The sequence below is a fragment of the Streptomyces sp. NPDC005492 genome (assembly GCF_040605995.1).
In the GTDB taxonomy this organism is placed as follows: Bacteria; Actinomycetota; Actinomycetes; order Streptomycetales; family Streptomycetaceae; genus Streptomyces.
In genome coordinates this window covers 48,976-65,039 of record NZ_JBEXDX010000025.1, presented here as the reverse complement: position 1 = coordinate 65,039, position 16,064 = coordinate 48,976, and the positions used below count along the sequence as shown (strand labels likewise).

General features: G+C 71.1%; 11 protein-coding genes and 1 pseudogene. 4 read left to right on the top strand and 8 right to left on the bottom strand.

From position 1 onward, the window contains the following. Positions 1–94 precede the first annotated feature (94 nt). Together smpB and ABZT04_RS28880 are read right to left on the bottom strand one after the other, a co-directional pair. Entirely contained in the window at positions 95–625 is a 531-nt protein-coding gene (gene smpB, locus ABZT04_RS28885; RefSeq protein ID WP_355920440.1) for an SsrA-binding protein SmpB, read from the bottom strand. A 58-nt stretch (positions 626–683) separates the two neighbouring features. Further along, positions 684–1,865, bottom strand: a complete 1,182-nt coding sequence (locus ABZT04_RS28880) for a S41 family peptidase (protein WP_356059903.1) — start codon at positions 1,863–1,865, stop codon at positions 684–686. Positions 1,866–2,080: 215 nt separating this feature from the next. Between ABZT04_RS28880 and ABZT04_RS28875 the strand changes: the two are divergent. Beyond that, positions 2,081–3,392: pseudogene (locus ABZT04_RS28875) on the top strand (transposase). Here the strand turns inward: ABZT04_RS28875 and ftsX are convergent. Together ftsX and ftsE are read right to left on the bottom strand one after the other, a co-directional pair. After that, entirely contained in the window at positions 3,319–4,236 is a 918-nt protein-coding gene (gene ftsX / locus ABZT04_RS28870) for a permease-like cell division protein FtsX (RefSeq protein ID WP_355920329.1), read from the bottom strand. The pseudogene ABZT04_RS28875 and the gene ftsX overlap by 74 nt on opposite strands. Before the next feature lie 55 nt (positions 4,237–4,291). Continuing rightward, entirely contained in the window at positions 4,292–4,981 is a 690-nt protein-coding gene (gene ftsE / locus ABZT04_RS28865; RefSeq protein WP_019065989.1) for a cell division ATP-binding protein FtsE, read from the bottom strand. 260 nt (positions 4,982–5,241) lie between these two features. Here ftsE and ABZT04_RS28860 point away from each other — a divergent pair, with 260 nt between their 5' ends. Next, positions 5,242–5,433 (top strand): hypothetical protein, encoded by a 192-nt coding sequence (locus ABZT04_RS28860; protein WP_043679302.1) that lies wholly within the window; start codon positions 5,242–5,244, stop codon positions 5,431–5,433. A gap of 95 nt (positions 5,434–5,528) precedes the next feature. Here the strand turns inward: ABZT04_RS28860 and ABZT04_RS28855 are convergent, their stop codons facing one another. From ABZT04_RS28855 to ABZT04_RS28840, 4 genes are all read right to left on the bottom strand, one after another. Then, positions 5,529–6,122 carry a hypothetical protein gene (locus ABZT04_RS28855; protein ID WP_356059902.1) on the bottom strand — a complete coding sequence of 198 codons (594 nt, stop codon included), beginning with the start codon at positions 6,120–6,122 and terminating at the stop codon, positions 5,529–5,531. A gap of 323 nt (positions 6,123–6,445) precedes the next feature. Further along, a complete protein-coding gene (gene prfB, locus ABZT04_RS28850; protein WP_356059901.1) occupies positions 6,446–7,552 on the bottom strand; it encodes a peptide chain release factor 2 in 1,107 nt (368 codons plus the stop codon). Between the two features lie 55 nt (positions 7,553–7,607). Beyond that, positions 7,608–8,849, bottom strand: coding sequence for a serine/threonine-protein kinase (locus ABZT04_RS28845; protein WP_356059900.1), 1,242 nt, complete (start codon positions 8,847–8,849; stop codon positions 7,608–7,610). 115 nt (positions 8,850–8,964) lie between these two features. Continuing rightward, complete coding sequence (locus ABZT04_RS28840) at positions 8,965–10,647, bottom strand: serine/threonine-protein kinase (RefSeq protein ID WP_356059899.1); 1,683 nt, start codon at positions 10,645–10,647, stop codon at positions 8,965–8,967. Between the two features lie 355 nt (positions 10,648–11,002). Here ABZT04_RS28840 and ABZT04_RS28835 point away from each other — a divergent pair, with 355 nt between their 5' ends. Both ABZT04_RS28835 and ABZT04_RS28830 read left to right on the top strand, forming a co-directional pair. Next, positions 11,003–14,524 carry an FtsK/SpoIIIE domain-containing protein gene (locus ABZT04_RS28835; protein WP_356059956.1) on the top strand — a complete coding sequence of 1,174 codons (3,522 nt, stop codon included), beginning with the start codon at positions 11,003–11,005 and terminating at the stop codon, positions 14,522–14,524. Positions 14,525–14,678: 154 nt separating this feature from the next. Then, entirely contained in the window at positions 14,679–16,064 is a 1,386-nt protein-coding gene (locus tag ABZT04_RS28830; RefSeq protein WP_356059898.1) for a carbohydrate ABC transporter substrate-binding protein, read from the top strand.

Sequence of the window (16,064 nt, the reverse complement as noted above, 5' to 3'; positions counted from 1 at the left end):
GTACATCTCCAAGAGAAGAGGCGCACACCTGCTGTGAGGTGCGGTGTCCATCGTACGTGAACAACGCACGCCGATGCCACCTTATTCCTCGCGGCTACTGGCCCCGCTGGCGCCGCTTCGCCGCAGCGATCGCGCGGTCCGACTCCCGCCGGTCCTGCTTCTCGCGCAGGGTCTGGCGCTTGTCGTACTCCTTCTTGCCTCGGGCGAGGGCGATCTCGGCCTTGGCCCGGCCGTCCTTGAAGTACAGGGCGAGGGGCACGATCGTGTGACCCGTCTCCTCCGCCTTGGACCCCAGCTTGTCGATCTCCTCGCGGTGCAGCAGCAGCTTGCGCTTGCGGCGGACCGTGTGGTTCGTCCAGGTGCCCTGGCTGTACTCGGGGATGTGGGCGTTGTGCAGCCACGCCTCACCCCCGTCGATCTGGACGAAGCCGTCCGTCAGCGAGGCGCGCCCCTGGCGCAGCGACTTGACCTCGGTGCCGGTCAGGACGAGCCCGGCCTCGTAGGTGTCGACGATCGCGTAGTCGTGCCGGGCCTTCTTGTTCTGCGCGACGATCTTGCGCTTGCCGTCCTTGGCCTTCGCGGCCCCGCCGCCCTGCTTGGGCTGGGACTCCTTGGGTACGTACATTCCCTTGCTCATAGTGCTGCCCATTTTCGCACTACGAGGGGGTCCGAGGGAAAGGCGATTACGAAGCGTCCCCGAGACCGCTGAGTACCGTCTCGGCCCGCTGCACGGCGGCCTGCCCCTGTGCGGTGACATCGAGGTCGGGGGTGATGCCCCGGCCGTCGACGGTGTGGCCGGAGGGGGTGCGGTAATGGCCGACGGTGAGTTCGGCGACGGCGCCGTCGGGCAGTTGGCTCGGCATCTGGACGGAGCCCTTGCCGAAGGTCCTGGAGCCCACGACGACCGCGCGGCCGCGGTCCTGGAGGGCGCCGGTGAGCATCTCGGCCGCGCTCATGGTGCCGCCGTCGACGAGCGCGACCAGGGGTCTGGTGGTGTCGCCGCCGGTGGCCGCGTGCAGGGCGCGCTGCCGGCCGTCGACGTCGTAGGTGGCGACGAGGCCGCCGTCGAGGAAGGCGGAGGCGGTGGTCACGGCCTCGGTGACCAGGCCGCCGGAGTTGCCGCGCAGGTCGAGGATGAAGGCGGAGTCGGCGGGGGCCTGCCGGACGGCGGTGCGGACGATGTCGCCGACGCCCTTGGTGAACGCGGCGATCCTGATGACGGTGACCCCGTCGGCCAGTCTGGTGACCGTCACGGAGTCGGTGGAGAGGCGGGCGCGGCGTACGGTCTCGCTCCACGCGTGCGTGCCGCGCTCCAGGCCGAGGGTGACGGCGGTGCCGGCAGCGGCGTCCTGGGCATCGCCCCGCAGTAAGGAGACGACCTCGGTGACGGGCTGTCCGTCCACGCTCTCGCCGTCGACGCTGCGCAGCCGGTCGCCCTTGAGGATGCCGGCGGTGGCCGCGGGCGACCCGGACTGCACCTTGGTCACCTCGATCCGGCCGTCGCGCTCCCGGCGGGCCCAGAGACCGACGCCGGTGTACTGACCGTCGAGGGCCTCCTCGAACTCCTCGTACTCCCCTTGGGAGTACACGGCACCCCAGCGGTCCCCACTACGGCTGACGGCGCGCTCGGCGGCCTCCATGGGCGACTTGCCGTCGGCCTTCGCCTCGGCGGCGGCCTTCGCGACGTCCTCGTGCGCGACGGGCGTCGAACGGGCCGCACCGGCCGCCGTTTTCCGGTCCGACCGGTCGGGTTCGTCGAACGACCCGGTCGCCGCCCCGGCCACCAGCACACTCGCGAACACCAATGTCAGGGCGGCCCCGCGGCGGATGCGGCGGGGCTGACAGAACAGGTCACGACCTGACATGGCGGTGAGTCTAGGACAACACGAAGGACCGCACGGGCGGTTGCCCGTACGGCCGTCGTGGCATGCGTCACCGAGGCACCCGGGGCGGGACACGGTGAAATCGCGCGGAAGTGATCAGACGTACGAGCGCTCACTCGTCGGCGTGAAGCAGGCGGGATACGCCCCCAGGCGTTCGAGTGTCGTGCATACGGTCTGCGGCGAGTGGGGGTGAGGACATGGTCGGGACGCAGGTGGCTGCCCGTATCGGGCATGCCCGCTTCACCTACCGGTTGCGGGTCTCGTCCACGGCCCGCGAGGCGCTACTGGCCGAGTGGGGGCGCTGTCGGTGGGTGTGGAACGAGTGCGTGGCCCGTTCCAAGAGGGCCTATCGGGATGGGGAGATGTGCGGTCCGGCACTCCTGGACAAGATGTTGACCGAGACCCGGGCGGTCACACCGTGGCTGGCCCGGGGCGCGTCCGTCCCGCAGCAGCAAGTGATCCGCGACTTCGGCACGGCACGCGCGAAGGCTCTGAGGGACATCAAGGAACGCCTGCCGGTGATGCGACGGGCGGGAATGCCCGGCCACAAGAAAAAGCACGAGAGCCGTCCGAGTCTGAACTACACGGCGCGGCTTTCGGTTGAAGGACGGGCGGTTGCACTTGGCGGGCGGCACCTCGCCGACCGTGGTGTGGTCACGCGAACTGCCCGCCGAGCCCTCGTCGGTACGCGTGCACCAGGACGGCTGCGGCGACTGGTACGCCTCCTTCGTCGTCCCCGCCGAGATCTCGCCGCTGCCCGCGGTGGGCCAGGTACTCGGCGTGGACTGGGGAGTGCGGGAGACGGCCACCACCACCAGCGACGCACACGACCTTCCCCACGCCGAGCACGGCAGGAAAGCTCAGGCCGAACTGTCGCGATACGACCGGATGGTGGCCCGCCGCAGGCCGAAGAAGGGTCGGCCGGCCTCGAAGGGCTACCGGGAGGCGAAACGATGGCGGGCGAAGACCTACCGGAAGATCGCCAGGCAACGACAGGACGCCGCACGCAAGTGGGCCAAGATGGTCGTGCGCGACCATGACGCGATCGCGGTGGAGGACTTCCGACCGAAGTTCCTCGCGAAGACGTCCATGGCACGCAAGGCCGCGGACGCCGCGATCGGGGCCACGAAACAGGCCCTGATCGAGATGGGCCACAAACACGGGCGGGACGTACGTCTGGTGCGTCCAGCACACACCACCATGGACTGCGGCCGGTGCGGAGCGAGAACCAAGCACGCCCTCCCGCTGTCCGAACGTACCTACACGTGCACCGCTTGCGGACTCGTGTCCCCGAGGGACAAGAACTCCGCCCGCGTGATGCTCGTCCGGGCAGGTCTGGACCCGGCTGGTGCCGAGGGCACAAGACCTCCCGGAGCGCCGCTCCGGGAGGCAGCCCGAGCCAGGAATCCCCTCCTTGCCAGGGGAGAGGGAGCCGTCAAACCTTCAGGTACTTGCGCAGCGCGAAGAACGCCGCAAGCGCCGGCATCAGGAGGCTCGTCGCGAGGATGAGGGGGAGCTTGGTGAGGACGGCGTCCCAGCCGATGAAGTTGATCAGGTTCAGCTTGTGGGCCAGGTCCAGGCCGTGGTCGATGATGAAGTACCGGGCGATGACCAGGAATCCGCAGGCGACGGTGCCGCCGATCAGTCCGGCGACCGCGGCCTCCATGATGAACGGCGCCTGGATGTAGAAGCCGGACGCGCCGACCAGGCGCATGATGCCGGTCTCACGGCGGCGGCTGAACGCCGAGACGCGCACGGTGTTGACGATCAGCATCAGGGCGACGACCAGCATCAGCGCCATGACCGCGCGGGCGGCCCAGTTCATGCCGTTCAGCAGCCCGAAGAGGTTGTCCAGGATGCCCTTCTGGTCCTGCACCGACTGGACGCCGTCGCGGCCGTCGAAGGCGGTCGCGATGACCTGGTACTTCTCCGGGTCCTTGAGCTTGATGCGGTACGACTCCTGCATCTGGTCCGGCGTGAGGGAGCTGGCCAGCGGGGAGTCGCCGAACTGCTCCTTGTAGTGCTTGTACGCCTCGTCCTGCGACTCGTACGTGACCTTCTGGACGACCGACATCTTGTCGAGGTCGGACTTGATCTGCGTCTTCTGGTCGTCGGTCACCGCGCCCTTGGCGCAGTTGGGGTCGGACTCGGCGTCGCTCTTGTTGCAGAGGAAGATCGAGACGTTGACCTTGTCGTACCAGTAGCCCTTCATCGTGGTGACCTGGTCGCTCATCAGGAGCGAGCCGCCGAAGAGGGCCAGGGACAGGGCTACGGAGACGACGACCGCGAAGGTCATCGTCAGGTTGCGGCGGAGACCGACACCGATCTCGGACAGTACGAACTGGGCGCGCATGGCGGCTTCTTCAGGCCTTTCCGTGGACGGACATCAGACGGCGGTCGGACGGCGGTCAGTGCTGGTAGCCGTAGACGCCACGCGCCTGGTCACGGACGAGGCGGCCGCCCTCCAGCTCGATGACGCGCTTGCGCATCTGGTCCACGATGTTCTGGTCGTGCGTCGCCATCACCACGGTGGTGCCCGTCCGGTTGATCCGGTCGAGCAGCTTCATGATGCCGACGGAGGTCTGCGGGTCGAGGTTGCCGGTGGGCTCGTCCGCGATGAGGAGCTTGGGCCGGTTCACGAAGGCTCTCGCGATGGCCACGCGCTGCTGCTCACCGCCGGAGAGTTCACCGGGCCTGCGGTCCTCCTTGCCGCCGAGCCCGACGAGGTCGAGCACCTGGGGCACGGACTTGCGGATCTCGCCCTTGGACTTGCCGATGACCTCCTGCGCGAAGGCCACGTTCTCGGCGACCGTCTTGTTGGGCAGCAGGCGGAAGTCCTGGAAGACGGTCCCCAACTGGCGGCGCATCTGCGGCACCTTCCAGTTGGAGATGCGGGCGAGGTCCTTGCCCAGCACGTGCACCTGGCCCTGACTGCACCGCTCCTCGCGGAGGACCAGCCTCAGGAAGGTGGACTTTCCGGAGCCGGAGGACCCCACGAGGAACACGAACTCGCCCTTCTCCACTTCCAGGGAGACGTCCCTGAGAGCGGGGCGGGTCTGCTTGGGGTAGACCTTGGAGACACTGTCGAATCGGATCACGGGTGCACCACGGGTAGCCGGGGGTAGGTGAGCGTGACCATACGCGACCCGGGTGTGCCCGCGCAGTCGGCCTCCGGGGTTGTGCGAGGCTTGCACGTTTTGTCGCGGATTTGAAGGGCTGGAACGCACAGGGTCGGGGCAGGATAAGGCGAGCCGCGCCGAATCCCGCGGAACCTGGCACAGTGGAGGGGAACGTTCGGGAACGTTCTCGTGTCCCGCGGCGTTGTGTCTGTGATAGCCGGTGCAAGGAGGGCGAGCGCATGACGTACGACCGGTTGGTGTGCGCGAACTGCGCGGCGCCCGTGAACGAGGGCCGCTGCCCCGTCTGTCGCGCGAACCGCGAGCGGCTGCAGCAGGAGAACCCCTGGGGCAATCTCAACCCCATGGCGCTGATCGCCCTGCTCGCGGTACTGATCGCGGCGCTGGCGCTGGTGGCGCACCAGACCGCGTAGGCGGCCGACAGGACCACGCACGAAGGGCCCGGAGCGAGCAGCTCCGGGCCCTTCGCCGTACGAGGTGCGTACGTTCCGTACGGGTACGGCTACCGTCAGGCAGCCGCTCCGCCGCGACCGCCCGCGAGGCGCGGGAGCACGCGGAAGCCGATGCCGCCGGCGATCATCGTCGCGGCGCCGATCAGCAGGAACGCGGTCTGGCCGGCACCGGTCTCGGCGAGCTGGTCACCGCTGCCCTGGGCCGCCGTGTCGGAGCCGGTGTCGGTGAGGGCGGAGGTGCCCGCCTCCTGGGCGGAGGAGCCGCCGTCGGGGTCGTTGTTGTTGCCGCCGGTGGAGCCGGACCCGGTGGTGCTGGTGTCCGTGGGGCTGGCCGTGGTCGGCCCGTCCGTGGGCTCGGTGGGGTCGCCGGTGGGCTCGGCCGGGTCGCTCGGGGTGGGCGGCTCGGAGGTCGGCGTGGCCGACGGCGAGTCCGGGACGGTCGGGATGCCCGAGGTGGGCGGCTCCGACGTCGGCGTGGCCGGAGGCGTCGTGTCATCGGTGTTGACGTTCACCGAGATCCCGTTGTCGCCGCCTACGTTCGCGGTGATGTCGAGGGCCGAAGCGGCACCCGCGGCGGTCAGCGAGGCGCCGGCGGCAATGACGGCACAGGCCGCTATGCGCGCGACACGGATCCGCGTCTTCTTGGTCATCAGGTTGCTACCCCCATGTAGCTCGTCGTCAGTGGTGCGTCGGTGTCAGGGGCCGTGATCGACAGGGGCAACGGCTGGCGAAAGCTCAACTCCCCCGGTTCACATGCGCCCCAGAGACACGCATGCCACGCTTCACCCTTCCCATTTTTCAAAGCAACGTCAAGGGCGTTGCGAGCGCAATGTCCAAGTAAGCGTTCTTTACTGCGGGTTGGAACCTGTGAGTGTGATGTAAAACCCAGACATCACGGTGTACGCGGGGAACACAAAAGGCAACTGCCGTCCGGTGGACGGCAGTTGCCTTGTCGACAAAGCAATGCGCGGAGTTACTTCTCCTGCTGCTTGCGCCAGCGAATTCCGGCCTCCAGGAAGCCGTCGATCTCACCGTTGAACACGGCCTCGGGGTTGCCCACTTCGTATTCCGTGCGCAGGTCCTTGACCATCTGGTACGGGTGCAGGACGTACGAACGCATCTGGTTGCCCCAGGAGTTGCCGCCGTCGCCCTTGAGGGCGTCCATCGCGGCCTGCTCCTCCTGGCGGCGGCGCTCAAGCAGCTTGGCCTGGAGCACGTTCATCGCGCTGGCCTTGTTCTGGATCTGCGAGCGCTCGTTCTGGCAGGAGACGACGATGCCGGTGGGGAGGTGGGTGAGGCGGACCGCGGAGTCGGTGGTGTTGACGCCCTGGCCGCCGGGGCCCGAGGAGCGGTACACGTCGACGCGCAGCTCGGACTCGTCGATCTCGATGTGGTCGGTCTGCTCGACGACCGGCAGGATCTCGACACCGGCGAAGGAGGTCTGGCGGCGGCCCTGGTTGTCGAAGGGCGAGATCCGCACCAGCCGGTGGGTGCCCTGCTCGACGGAGAGCGTGCCGTAGGCGTACGGCACGTGCACGGCGAAGGTGGTCGACTTGATGCCGGCCTCTTCGGCGTACGACGTCTCGTACAGCTCCGTCTTGTAGCCGTGGCGCTCGGCCCAGCGCAGGTACATACGCTGGAGCTTCTCGGCGAAGTCGGAGGCGTCGACGCCGCCGGCCTCGGCGCGGATGGTGACGACGGCCTCGCGGGAGTCGTACTCGCCGGAGAGGAGGGTGCGGACCTCCATCTCGTCCAGCGCCTTCTTGACGGCCGTGAGTTCGTTCTCGGCCTCGGCGCGGGTGTCCGGGTCGTCCTCCTCCTCGGCCATCTCGAAGAGGACCGAAAGGTCGTCGATCCGGCCGCGCAGAGCCTCGGTCTTGCGGATCTCGGCCTGGAGGTGGCTCAGCTTGCTGGTGACCTTCTGCGCCGCTTCCGGGTCGTCCCACAGGGAGGGCGCTGCCGCCTGCTCCTCAAGGACGACGACATCTGCCCTCAGCTTGTCCAGGTCCAGGACGGCCTCGATCGACTCCATGGTCGAGGAGAGGGACTTCAGCTCTTCGGATACATCGACGACTGCCACGCCCCCAGCGTAACGGCTCCGCCAAGCGGGGTGTGCGCGTGGTTGTAGAGCGAGGTCAGGGCGAGGCCGGTGCCGAGTTATTGGTGTCCGGGGAGTTCGCGCCGGAGTCGTCGCCCGACGTGGCCGCCCAGGTGCCGACCCCGACCGCCGCGATCAGGGCCACCGCCGCCGCCCCCAGCGTCAGCCGCCTGCGCCGGGTCGCCGCCCGGTGCCGGGCCGAGCCGGGGCGCGGGGCGCCGGCCGGGCGGGGTGCCCGTGCCGTCCCGCGCGGGCCGCCTGTCAGCTCGTCCGGTGCGGGGACCCGCATCGAGGTGTGGGTGTCCCGGTTGGAGTCGGCGGGCTTGGCGCCCGGCACCAGCGGTACGGCTCCGCGCCGTACGCGTTCCCCGCGCGCGGGGGTGGCCACCGGGTCCTCCTCCGGTTCCGCCTGCTCCTCCTCGGTGTCCGGCTCGTCCACGTCCAGCGGGGGCATCCCGGTCAGTATGGGGAGCTGTTCGCGCAGCCGGGCGGCGAGTTCGGAGGCCCGCAGCCGGGAGGCCGGGGCCTTCGCGAGGCACTGCACCATGAGCTGCCAGAGTTCGTCGGGGATCCCGGGCAGCGGTACGACGGTCTCGGTCACATGGCGGCGCAGCACCGCGCCGGGGTGGCCGCCGCCGAAGGGGGTGAAGCCGGCGAGGAGTTCGTACAGCACGGTCGCGAGGGCGTAGATGTCGACGGCCGCGCGCGGGGGCAGGCCCTCGACGATCTCGGGGGCGAGGTAGTCGGGGGTGCCGATGATCTTCGTGGCACGGGTGCGGCGCGGGGAGTCGATGAGTTTGGCGACCCCGAAGTCCGTCAGCAGCGCGGGGTGCGCGCCGCCGGGGCCGAGCGGTCCCTGCATGTCGAGGAGCACGTTCTCCGGCTTGACGTCCCGGTGCACGACCCCGGCCGCGTGGGCGGCGGCCAGTCCGTCCGCGATGTCGGCGACGATCGCCACCGCCGCCTCGGGGGCGAGCCGGCGTTCCCGGTCGAGACGGGTGCGCAGGTCGGTGCCGCGGACGAGGTCCATGACGAGGGCGAGGTCGTTGCCGTCGACGACCATGTCCCGTACGGACACGATGTTCGGGTGCTCCAGGCCGAGCAGGGCGGTGCGCTCCTGGACGAAGCGGCCGACCAGCTCCTGGTCGGACGCGAGGTCCTCGCGCAGCAGCTTGACGGCGACGGGCCCCTCGGGACCCTCACCCAGCCACACCGTGCCGGCGCTGCCCCGCCCCAGAATCTGGTTGGCGGTGTACCGGCTGCCGATCTTCCGTGCCAAGACTGCTCCTACCAGACGCGCGTGTTGTCGTTAAAACTACGCGTCGGATGGGCCAACCTTCACCGCGGCGACGGAAATCACCCACTGGGTGTCGACAAATCACCAAGCTCGCCGCTCAGTTGCCGCTACTCAGCTTCCCGATCCACCCGCTCACGGTGTCGTACATGTGGGTCAACTGCTGCCAGTAACCCCTGGTCGTGTGGAGCCAGTCCTGCAACGGGGTCAGCTCCCAGACCAGCCAGCCCGCGACGAAGAGCAGGACGATCGTGAACAGGCAGCCCTTCAGGCAGCCGAGTCCGGGGATCTTCATCGGGTTGGCGCTGCGCTGCCGGGGCTGGCGGGGCTCGCGCGCCGGCTCCTGCGGCCGCTGCTGGGGCTGCCGCGGCGGGGCGTACTGCTGCGGCTGGTGCTGCTGCGGATGGCCGTAGCCCTGCTGTTGCGGGCGCTGCGAGGGCCGCTGCTGCGGGCGCTGCGGGGAGGCCTGGCGGGGCTGCTGCTGTTGCTGCTGGGGGCGCGAGACCTGGCGCTGGGGGCGGCGGCGCAGCGGGTCCTCGCCCGGGTCGAGGTAGGGCTGGTACTGCGTCTGTTCGTTGCGGTCACGGGCCGCGCGGAGCTGGTTCTGCCAGGGGTGCGGCTGCTCGGGGCCGCCGCCGGACTGGTTCTGCCCGCCCTGTTGTCCCTGCTGGCCGTACGGGTTCTGCGGCATGACCGTGGTCGGGTCGGCCGCGCCGCGGTTGGGCATCACGGTGGTGGGGTCGGCGGCGCCCGCCGGGCCTCCGGTGTGCGGGAGCACGCTGGTCGCCGCGTTCGGGTCGTACGCGCCCGCGCCGTGCGAGAGGACCTGCGTCGGGTCCGCCGCGCCGGGCACGCCCGGTACGGCGGCGGGCGCGGGGTCGGGGGCGAGGAGCATCCCGACGCTCTCGGCGGCGGCGATCTGCGCGGAGTTCGCGTGCACACCGACGCCCTCGGCGACGACGCGCAGGCCCCGGGCGAGGTTCTGGGCGCTGGGCCGTTCCTCCGGGTTCTTGCGCAGGCAGCGCTCGATGACTGTCCACAGGGGGTCGGGGACCGTCGAGGGGCGGCGCGGTTCGGCGCTGAGGTGCTGGTGGAGGACTTCGAGGGCGGAGCCGCCGGAGAACGGCGGGTGGCCGGTGACCAGCTCGTACATCAGGATGCCGGCGCCGTAGATGTCCACGGCGGAGGTCTGCGGGCGGCCCTCGGCGGACTCGGGCGCGATGTACGCGGGCGTGCCGACGAACTCCTGGGTGCGGGTCAGCCCCGGGGAGTCGGCGAGGCGGGCGATGCCGAAGTCGGTGAGCAGCGGGTGCATCTGGCCGCCGCCCTGCTTGAGCAGGACGTTCGCCGGCTTCAGGTCGCGGTGCACGACGCCGTCGGCGTGGCTGGCGGCCAGCGCGTCGGCGACCTGGGCGGTGAGCAGGGCGGCGCCGACCGGGCTGAAGGGGCCGTTCTCGCGCAGGTAGTGGTGCAGGTCGGGGCCCTCGACGAGGTCCATGACAAGCGCCAGCAGATCGCCCTCGACGACCAGGTCGCGGACCCGGACGATGTTCGGGTGGGTCAGGCGCAGCAGCACCGACCGCTCGCGCAGGAACCGCATCACGATGTCGGGATCGTTCGCGAGCTCTTCCTTCAGGACCTTGATCGCGACGGTCTCGCCGGGCTGGCCCTGGACGGCCGCCTCGGCACCCGCGGTCTCGCGCTGGCGGGCCCGCCACACGGTGCCCGTGGCGCCGCGTCCGATCGGCTCCTCAAGCAAGTATTTGCTGCCTACCGGCCGCACGACTGCGCTCCCTGCTGCTTGCCTGTGTTCCGGTCCACTGTAGTGCCGCCCCTCTTGGGGCTATCTACGTAAGCATCGGCGTACATGTTCGGCATGCTCGCCTTACATGTTCGAAGGAAAGACGCTTACCCCGGTCTCCTGGTTGCCGAAGCCGGACATGACCGGTCTCACTCGATCACCGGTGCGGCACTGGTCAGGCACTTTTGGGGACAGAGCTGACCAATCAAGATCACTTGCTGCCGGGCCCCGGGCGCGTTGTCAGTGGCAGGTGCGAGGATGCGTGCAGTACTGGCCGATGTGCTCGTGTGGGGGCGGGGAGAAATCCGTGCCCGGGCAGAAGGGACCGCTGACGGCGATGCAGATCCGGCTGACCGTCGTAGACCCGCTGGGGCCGCCCGCGCAGCCGCGGGGCCGCTCCGCGAGCTGCGATGTGCTGGTCACCGCGCCCGCCGGCACGGCCCTGGCCGCGGTGGCCTCGGCGCTGGCCTCGGCGGTCTCCGCCGACGCGGCCGCCGCCCAGCCCGAGCGGAGCCGCGAGCCCGGCGGCCCGATCGTGCTGTACGCGGGCGTGGAGCGCCTGGACACCCAGCGCTGCACACTCGGCGAGCCCCCGTTGACGGACGGCGCGGTGCTCTCCCTGGGTGCCCCCGCCGAGCCCGAGGCCCATCCCGAGCTGGACGACGCCCCGACCCAGCTCCATGTGGTCGCCGGTCCGGACGCGGGCGGGGTGCACCTGCTGCACGGCGGGCAGATCCACATCGGCCGCTCCGCCGACGCCGACGTCCCGCTGGACGACCCGGACGTCTCGCGACTGCACTGCGCGGTGACGGTCGACCCCGGCGGCCGTGTCTCGGTGGCCGACCTGGGCTCGACGAACGGCACGACACTGGCGGGCACGCGCGTGGGCACCCGCCCCGTGCGCTTCGCCCCGGGGGCGCTGCTGCGCATCGGCGAGTCGGCCCTGCGGCTGACCCCGTCCGGCGGCCCGGGAGCGCGCGCCGAGACGGCCCCCGACGGCGAGGGGCACGTGCGCGTGTCCCCCGGCGCCCCCGCGGCGTCACGCGGCGAACCCCTCGTGGTGCCCGTCCAGGGCAGCGCCCCGAGCATCGAGCACCGCGTCGTCCAGGACGGCGGGGACACCCACGCCGGACGCTTCGGGATCTTCGGCGAGACCTCCGGGGACCAGAGCCCCGAAGAGCGGTTCGCCGCTCCTACGACGACCACCCGCATCCCCACCGAAGCCGACTCCGGCGACCACGGCGGACGCAAGGGCACACCGCTCCGGGGCACCGATGTGCCACCGGGTGTGCGCAGGCGCGGCGGGATCGGCAAGTGGGCGCGCCGCCTGACGGGCGGCCGCGACGAGCCGACGGCCGAGGACACCGAGGCCCCTTACGAGGCGTACGACGAGGAGGGCGCCGACGAGAGCGTGCCGCCCCCGCCCGTCGCCCTCCAGCAAGCGGACACCTGGCCCGACCCGGCGGCCCTCCTGCTGACGGCCCTGGGCCCGGGGCCCCGTCTGTGGGAGCGCGCCCCCGGTCATCCGGAGGCGCTCACCGTGCGGCTCGGTACAGCGGACCGGGCGACCCCGGACGGCTCGGCGCTGCTGCCCGCGGTGCCGGTGACCTCCGGGCTGCGCGAGGTCGGCGCGCTGGGCCTGGCCGGTCCGCGCGCGCGGCTCTCGGGGCTGGCCCGCGCGGTGCTGGCCCAGCTCGCCGCCCTGCACTCGCCCGACGCCCTGGAGATCGTGCTGATCAGCACGGACCGGGCGCGGTCCGTGGCCGAGCGCACCGCCGAGTGGTCCTGGCTCGGCTGGCTGCCGCATCTGCGCCCCGGGCACGGCCAGGACTGCCGTCTCCTCCTGGCCTACGACCGCGAGCAGGCCACAGCCCGCACCGACGAGCTCCTCCGCCGTCTGGAGGACCACGCCATGGACACACGCGGCGCGGGCCGCCCGGGCCTCGTCCCCGGCACCGCCTTCACCCCCGGCCGCCGCACACCGGGCATCGGCGCGCAACGCGGGTCCGCGGAGGGGCATTCGGGGACCCCCTCGCCCGTCCTCGCCCAACACGGCTCGGCGGACGGCCGGTTGGGGACCGACTCCGCACCACAGGCGGCCGAGGAGCGACACCGGCGCGCCGTGTCAGGTGCCACCACCAGGTACAGCACCAGCGACGAAGCCCACCATCACCGGTCCGGCACCCCGGACTTGTCGGATGCCGCCCGGCAGCGCCCGTCCGACACCGAGGCCGCCGATGCGGTCCGCGGCTCCGCCCACCGCCCTTCCTGGGCCCGCGCCGACGACGGTGACGGCTCGGGGGACGGTTTCGTGGGGCCGTACACCGTGCTCGTGGTGGACGGTGATCCCGGTGGGGCCGATGTGCGCGAGGCGGTGGCGCGGCTGGCGCAGGACGGGCCCCGGGCCGGTATCCATGTCCTGTGTCTCGCCGAGACGGAGCCGGCCTCACCCGCTTCGCCGGTGACGGAGACCTACGAGGCGGCGTGCACGGCGGCGCCGACGTTCCGGGAGTGCGGGGCGGTCGCCCTGCTCAGCGGTGATGTCGCCACGGCGCTGCGGCTGCTGCGGGTCGCCCGCGACTCCGGGGGTCCGGGGCCCGTCGGCCATGGCACCGTCGCCGCGGTGGACGCCGTCTCGCTCGCGTGGGCCGAGCGGTTCGCGCGGGCCCTGGCGCCGCTCAGGGCGGACGGTCCCGGCGGCGAGCGGCACACGCGCGTGTCGGCACCGCTGCCCCAATCCGCGCGCCTGCTGGACGAGTTGGGGCTGGCCCGGGCCACCCCGGCATCCCTGCTGGCGCGCTGGGCGGACGCGGGTGACGACAAGGAGGCGCTCGGCGGGCGGGCCTGGGCGGTGCTCGGGGCCGGACCGCGCGGGCCGGTCCACGCGGACCTCGCCACCGAGGGACCCCATCTGCTGATCGAAGGGCCGCCGGGCAGCGGCCGTACGGAGCTGCTGCGGGCCGTGGTCGCCTCGCTCGCCGCCGCCGAGCGCCCCGACCGGCTCGGCATCGTGCTGATCGACGGCCGGGACAGTGTCGGCGCGAGCGGCGGCCACGGCGAGGGCCTGCGGGTCTGCACCGACGTTCCGCATGTCACCACCCATCTCACCGCCAACGACCCCGTGCGCATGCGGGAGTTCGCGCAGTCCCTGAGCGCGGAGCTGAAGCGGCGGGCCGAGTTGCTGGGCCGGGTCGGCTTCGCCGAGTGGCACTCGCGGCACGAGGTGTCGGGCCGGATCATCGCCCAGCGCGGCGCGTCCGGCGCCGGTGATCTGGAGAGCCCACCCAGTTCGACGATCCGGCTGCGCCCCTCGGCGGCGGCTCGTCAACAGACCGAGGCGGCACCGCCGTTGCCCCGGCTGGTCGTGGTGGTCGACGACCTGGACGCGCTGGTGAAACCCCCGCTGGGCTCCCCGGGCCGGCCCGCCGCGGGTTCGGTGATACGCGCGCTGGAGGCGGTGGCCCGCGAGGGCGAGCGGCTCGGCGTGCACCTGGTGGCGGCGGCCGCCGCCGAGGCCCGTACCGCCGAAGCGGAACCCGCCCGGCACGCCACGCTCCGCGTCACTCTCGACCCGGTGACCCAGGGTCCGGACGAACCGGCCCCGGGGCGCGGTCACTTGGCCCTCCCGGGCGGCCGGACGACCCCCTTCCAGGGCGGTCGCGTCACGGGCCGTATCCCCCGCACGGCGACGCTGCGCCCCACGGTCGTCCCGCTGGAGTGGCACCGCATGGGCGACCCCCCTGCCCGCCGCCCGGTCCGCGAGCTGGGCAACGGACCGACCGACCTGGCCCTCCTGGCCAGCGCGCTGGAAAGGGCCACGCGTTCGGTGTCGGCGGCGGAGGTCCCCTCGCTCCTCTGATCGTTCGCACGTTGCTCCACAACCCCACGTCACGACCCAATTACGATCGATGTCTTGACAGCGGACGCCATCTTGCCGCGTGCAGGTACCGGGCGTAGACCAGTGCGCACGGAAGCGTTCGAGCGTTCGACGAGGAACGAAGAACGGGGCAGTGATGCGCAGCACGAGCAGCACACACCGGACACGCACCACCGTACGCACAGCGGCGGTCGTCGCCGCGGGGGCACTGACGCTCTCGCTCACCGCCTGTGGAGGCAGCGACAACAAGAGTGACGACAGCACATCCAGCAGTCCCTCGCAGACCGCCGGCACGGTCACCCTCCCCAAGCTGAACGGCGAGACCCTCGAAGTGGCCGCCGTGTGGACGGGTGCCGAGCAGAAGAACTTCAAGGCGGTTCTCGCGGAGTTCGAGAAGCGCACGGGCGCCAAGGTCACCTTCGTGCCCGCCCAGGACCCGATCATCAACTTCCTCGGCTCGAAGGTCGCGGGCGGCCAGCCGCCGGACATCGCGATGCTGCCGCAGCCCGGCGCCATCAAGCAGGCCGTCGACAAGAAGTGGGCCAAGCCCCTCGGCGCCGACGCGATCAAGGAACTCCAGAAGAACTACTCGCAGGGCTGGCAGGACATCGGCAAGGTCGGCGGCAAGCAGTACGGCGTGTACTACAAGGCCGCCAACAAGTCGCTGATCTGGTACAACGCCAAGGTCTTCGAGAACGCGGGCGCCAAGGAACCCAAGACCTGGCAGGACCTGCTGTCCACCGCGCAGACGGTCTACGACTCCGGGGTCACCCCGTTCTCGGTCGCGGGCGCGGACGGCTGGCCGCTCACCGACTGGTTCGAGAACGTGTATCTGTCGCAGGCGGGCCCGGAGAAGTACGACCAGCTCGCCCAGCACAAGATCAAGTGGACGGATCCCTCCGTGAAGGAGGCCCTCACCACGCTCGCCCAGATCTGGGGCAAGAAGGGCTATGTCGCGGGCGGTGCGAACGGCGCGCTGCAGACGGAGTTCCCCGCGTCCGTGACGCAGACGTTCACCGGCGGCGACCAGCCGAAGGCCGCGATGGTCTACGAAGGCGACTTCGTGCAGGTCAACATCGGTGAGACCAAGGCGAAGGTGGGCACCGACGCGAAGGTGTTCCCGTTCCCCGCGGTGGGTTCCAGCGCGCCCGTGGTCTCCGGCGGTGACGCGGCCGTCATCCTGAAGGACTCCAAGGCGTCCCAGGCGCTGGCCACGTTCCTGGCCTCGCCGGACGCGGCGACGATCCAGGCGAAGCTCGGCGGTTATCTCTCCCCCAACAAGAACGTGCCGGACTCGGCGTATCCGAACGCGGTGCAGCAGAAGATCGCCAAGTCCCTGATCGCCTCCGGCGACGACTTCCGCTTCGACATGTCGGACCAGGCCCCGCAGGCGTTCGGCGGCACCCCCGGCAAGGGCGAGTGGAAGGACCTCCAGGACTTCCTGAAGAACCCGACGGACATCGCGGGTACGCAGGCGCAGTTGGAGAAGGACGCGGCGGCGGCGTACGCGAGCGGGAGCTGA

Coding starts and splice junctions, on each gene's coding strand:
- smpB (WP_355920440.1), bottom strand. CDS start 625: ATGTACGTACCCAAGGAGTCCCAGCCCAAGCAGGGCGGCGGGGCCGCG.
- ABZT04_RS28880 (WP_356059903.1), bottom strand. CDS start 1,865: ATGTCAGGTCGTGACCTGTTCTGTCAGCCCCGCCGCATCCGCCGCGGG.
- ftsX (WP_355920329.1), bottom strand. CDS start 4,236: ATGCGCGCCCAGTTCGTACTGTCCGAGATCGGTGTCGGTCTCCGCCGC.
- ABZT04_RS28860 (WP_043679302.1), top strand. CDS start 5,242: ATGACGTACGACCGGTTGGTGTGCGCGAACTGCGCGGCGCCCGTGAAC.
- ABZT04_RS28855 (WP_356059902.1), bottom strand. CDS start 6,122: ATGACCAAGAAGACGCGGATCCGTGTCGCGCGCATAGCGGCCTGTGCC.
- ABZT04_RS28835 (WP_356059956.1), top strand. CDS start 11,003: ATGCAGATCCGGCTGACCGTCGTAGACCCGCTGGGGCCGCCCGCGCAG.
- ABZT04_RS28830 (WP_356059898.1), top strand. CDS start 14,679: ATGCGCAGCACGAGCAGCACACACCGGACACGCACCACCGTACGCACA.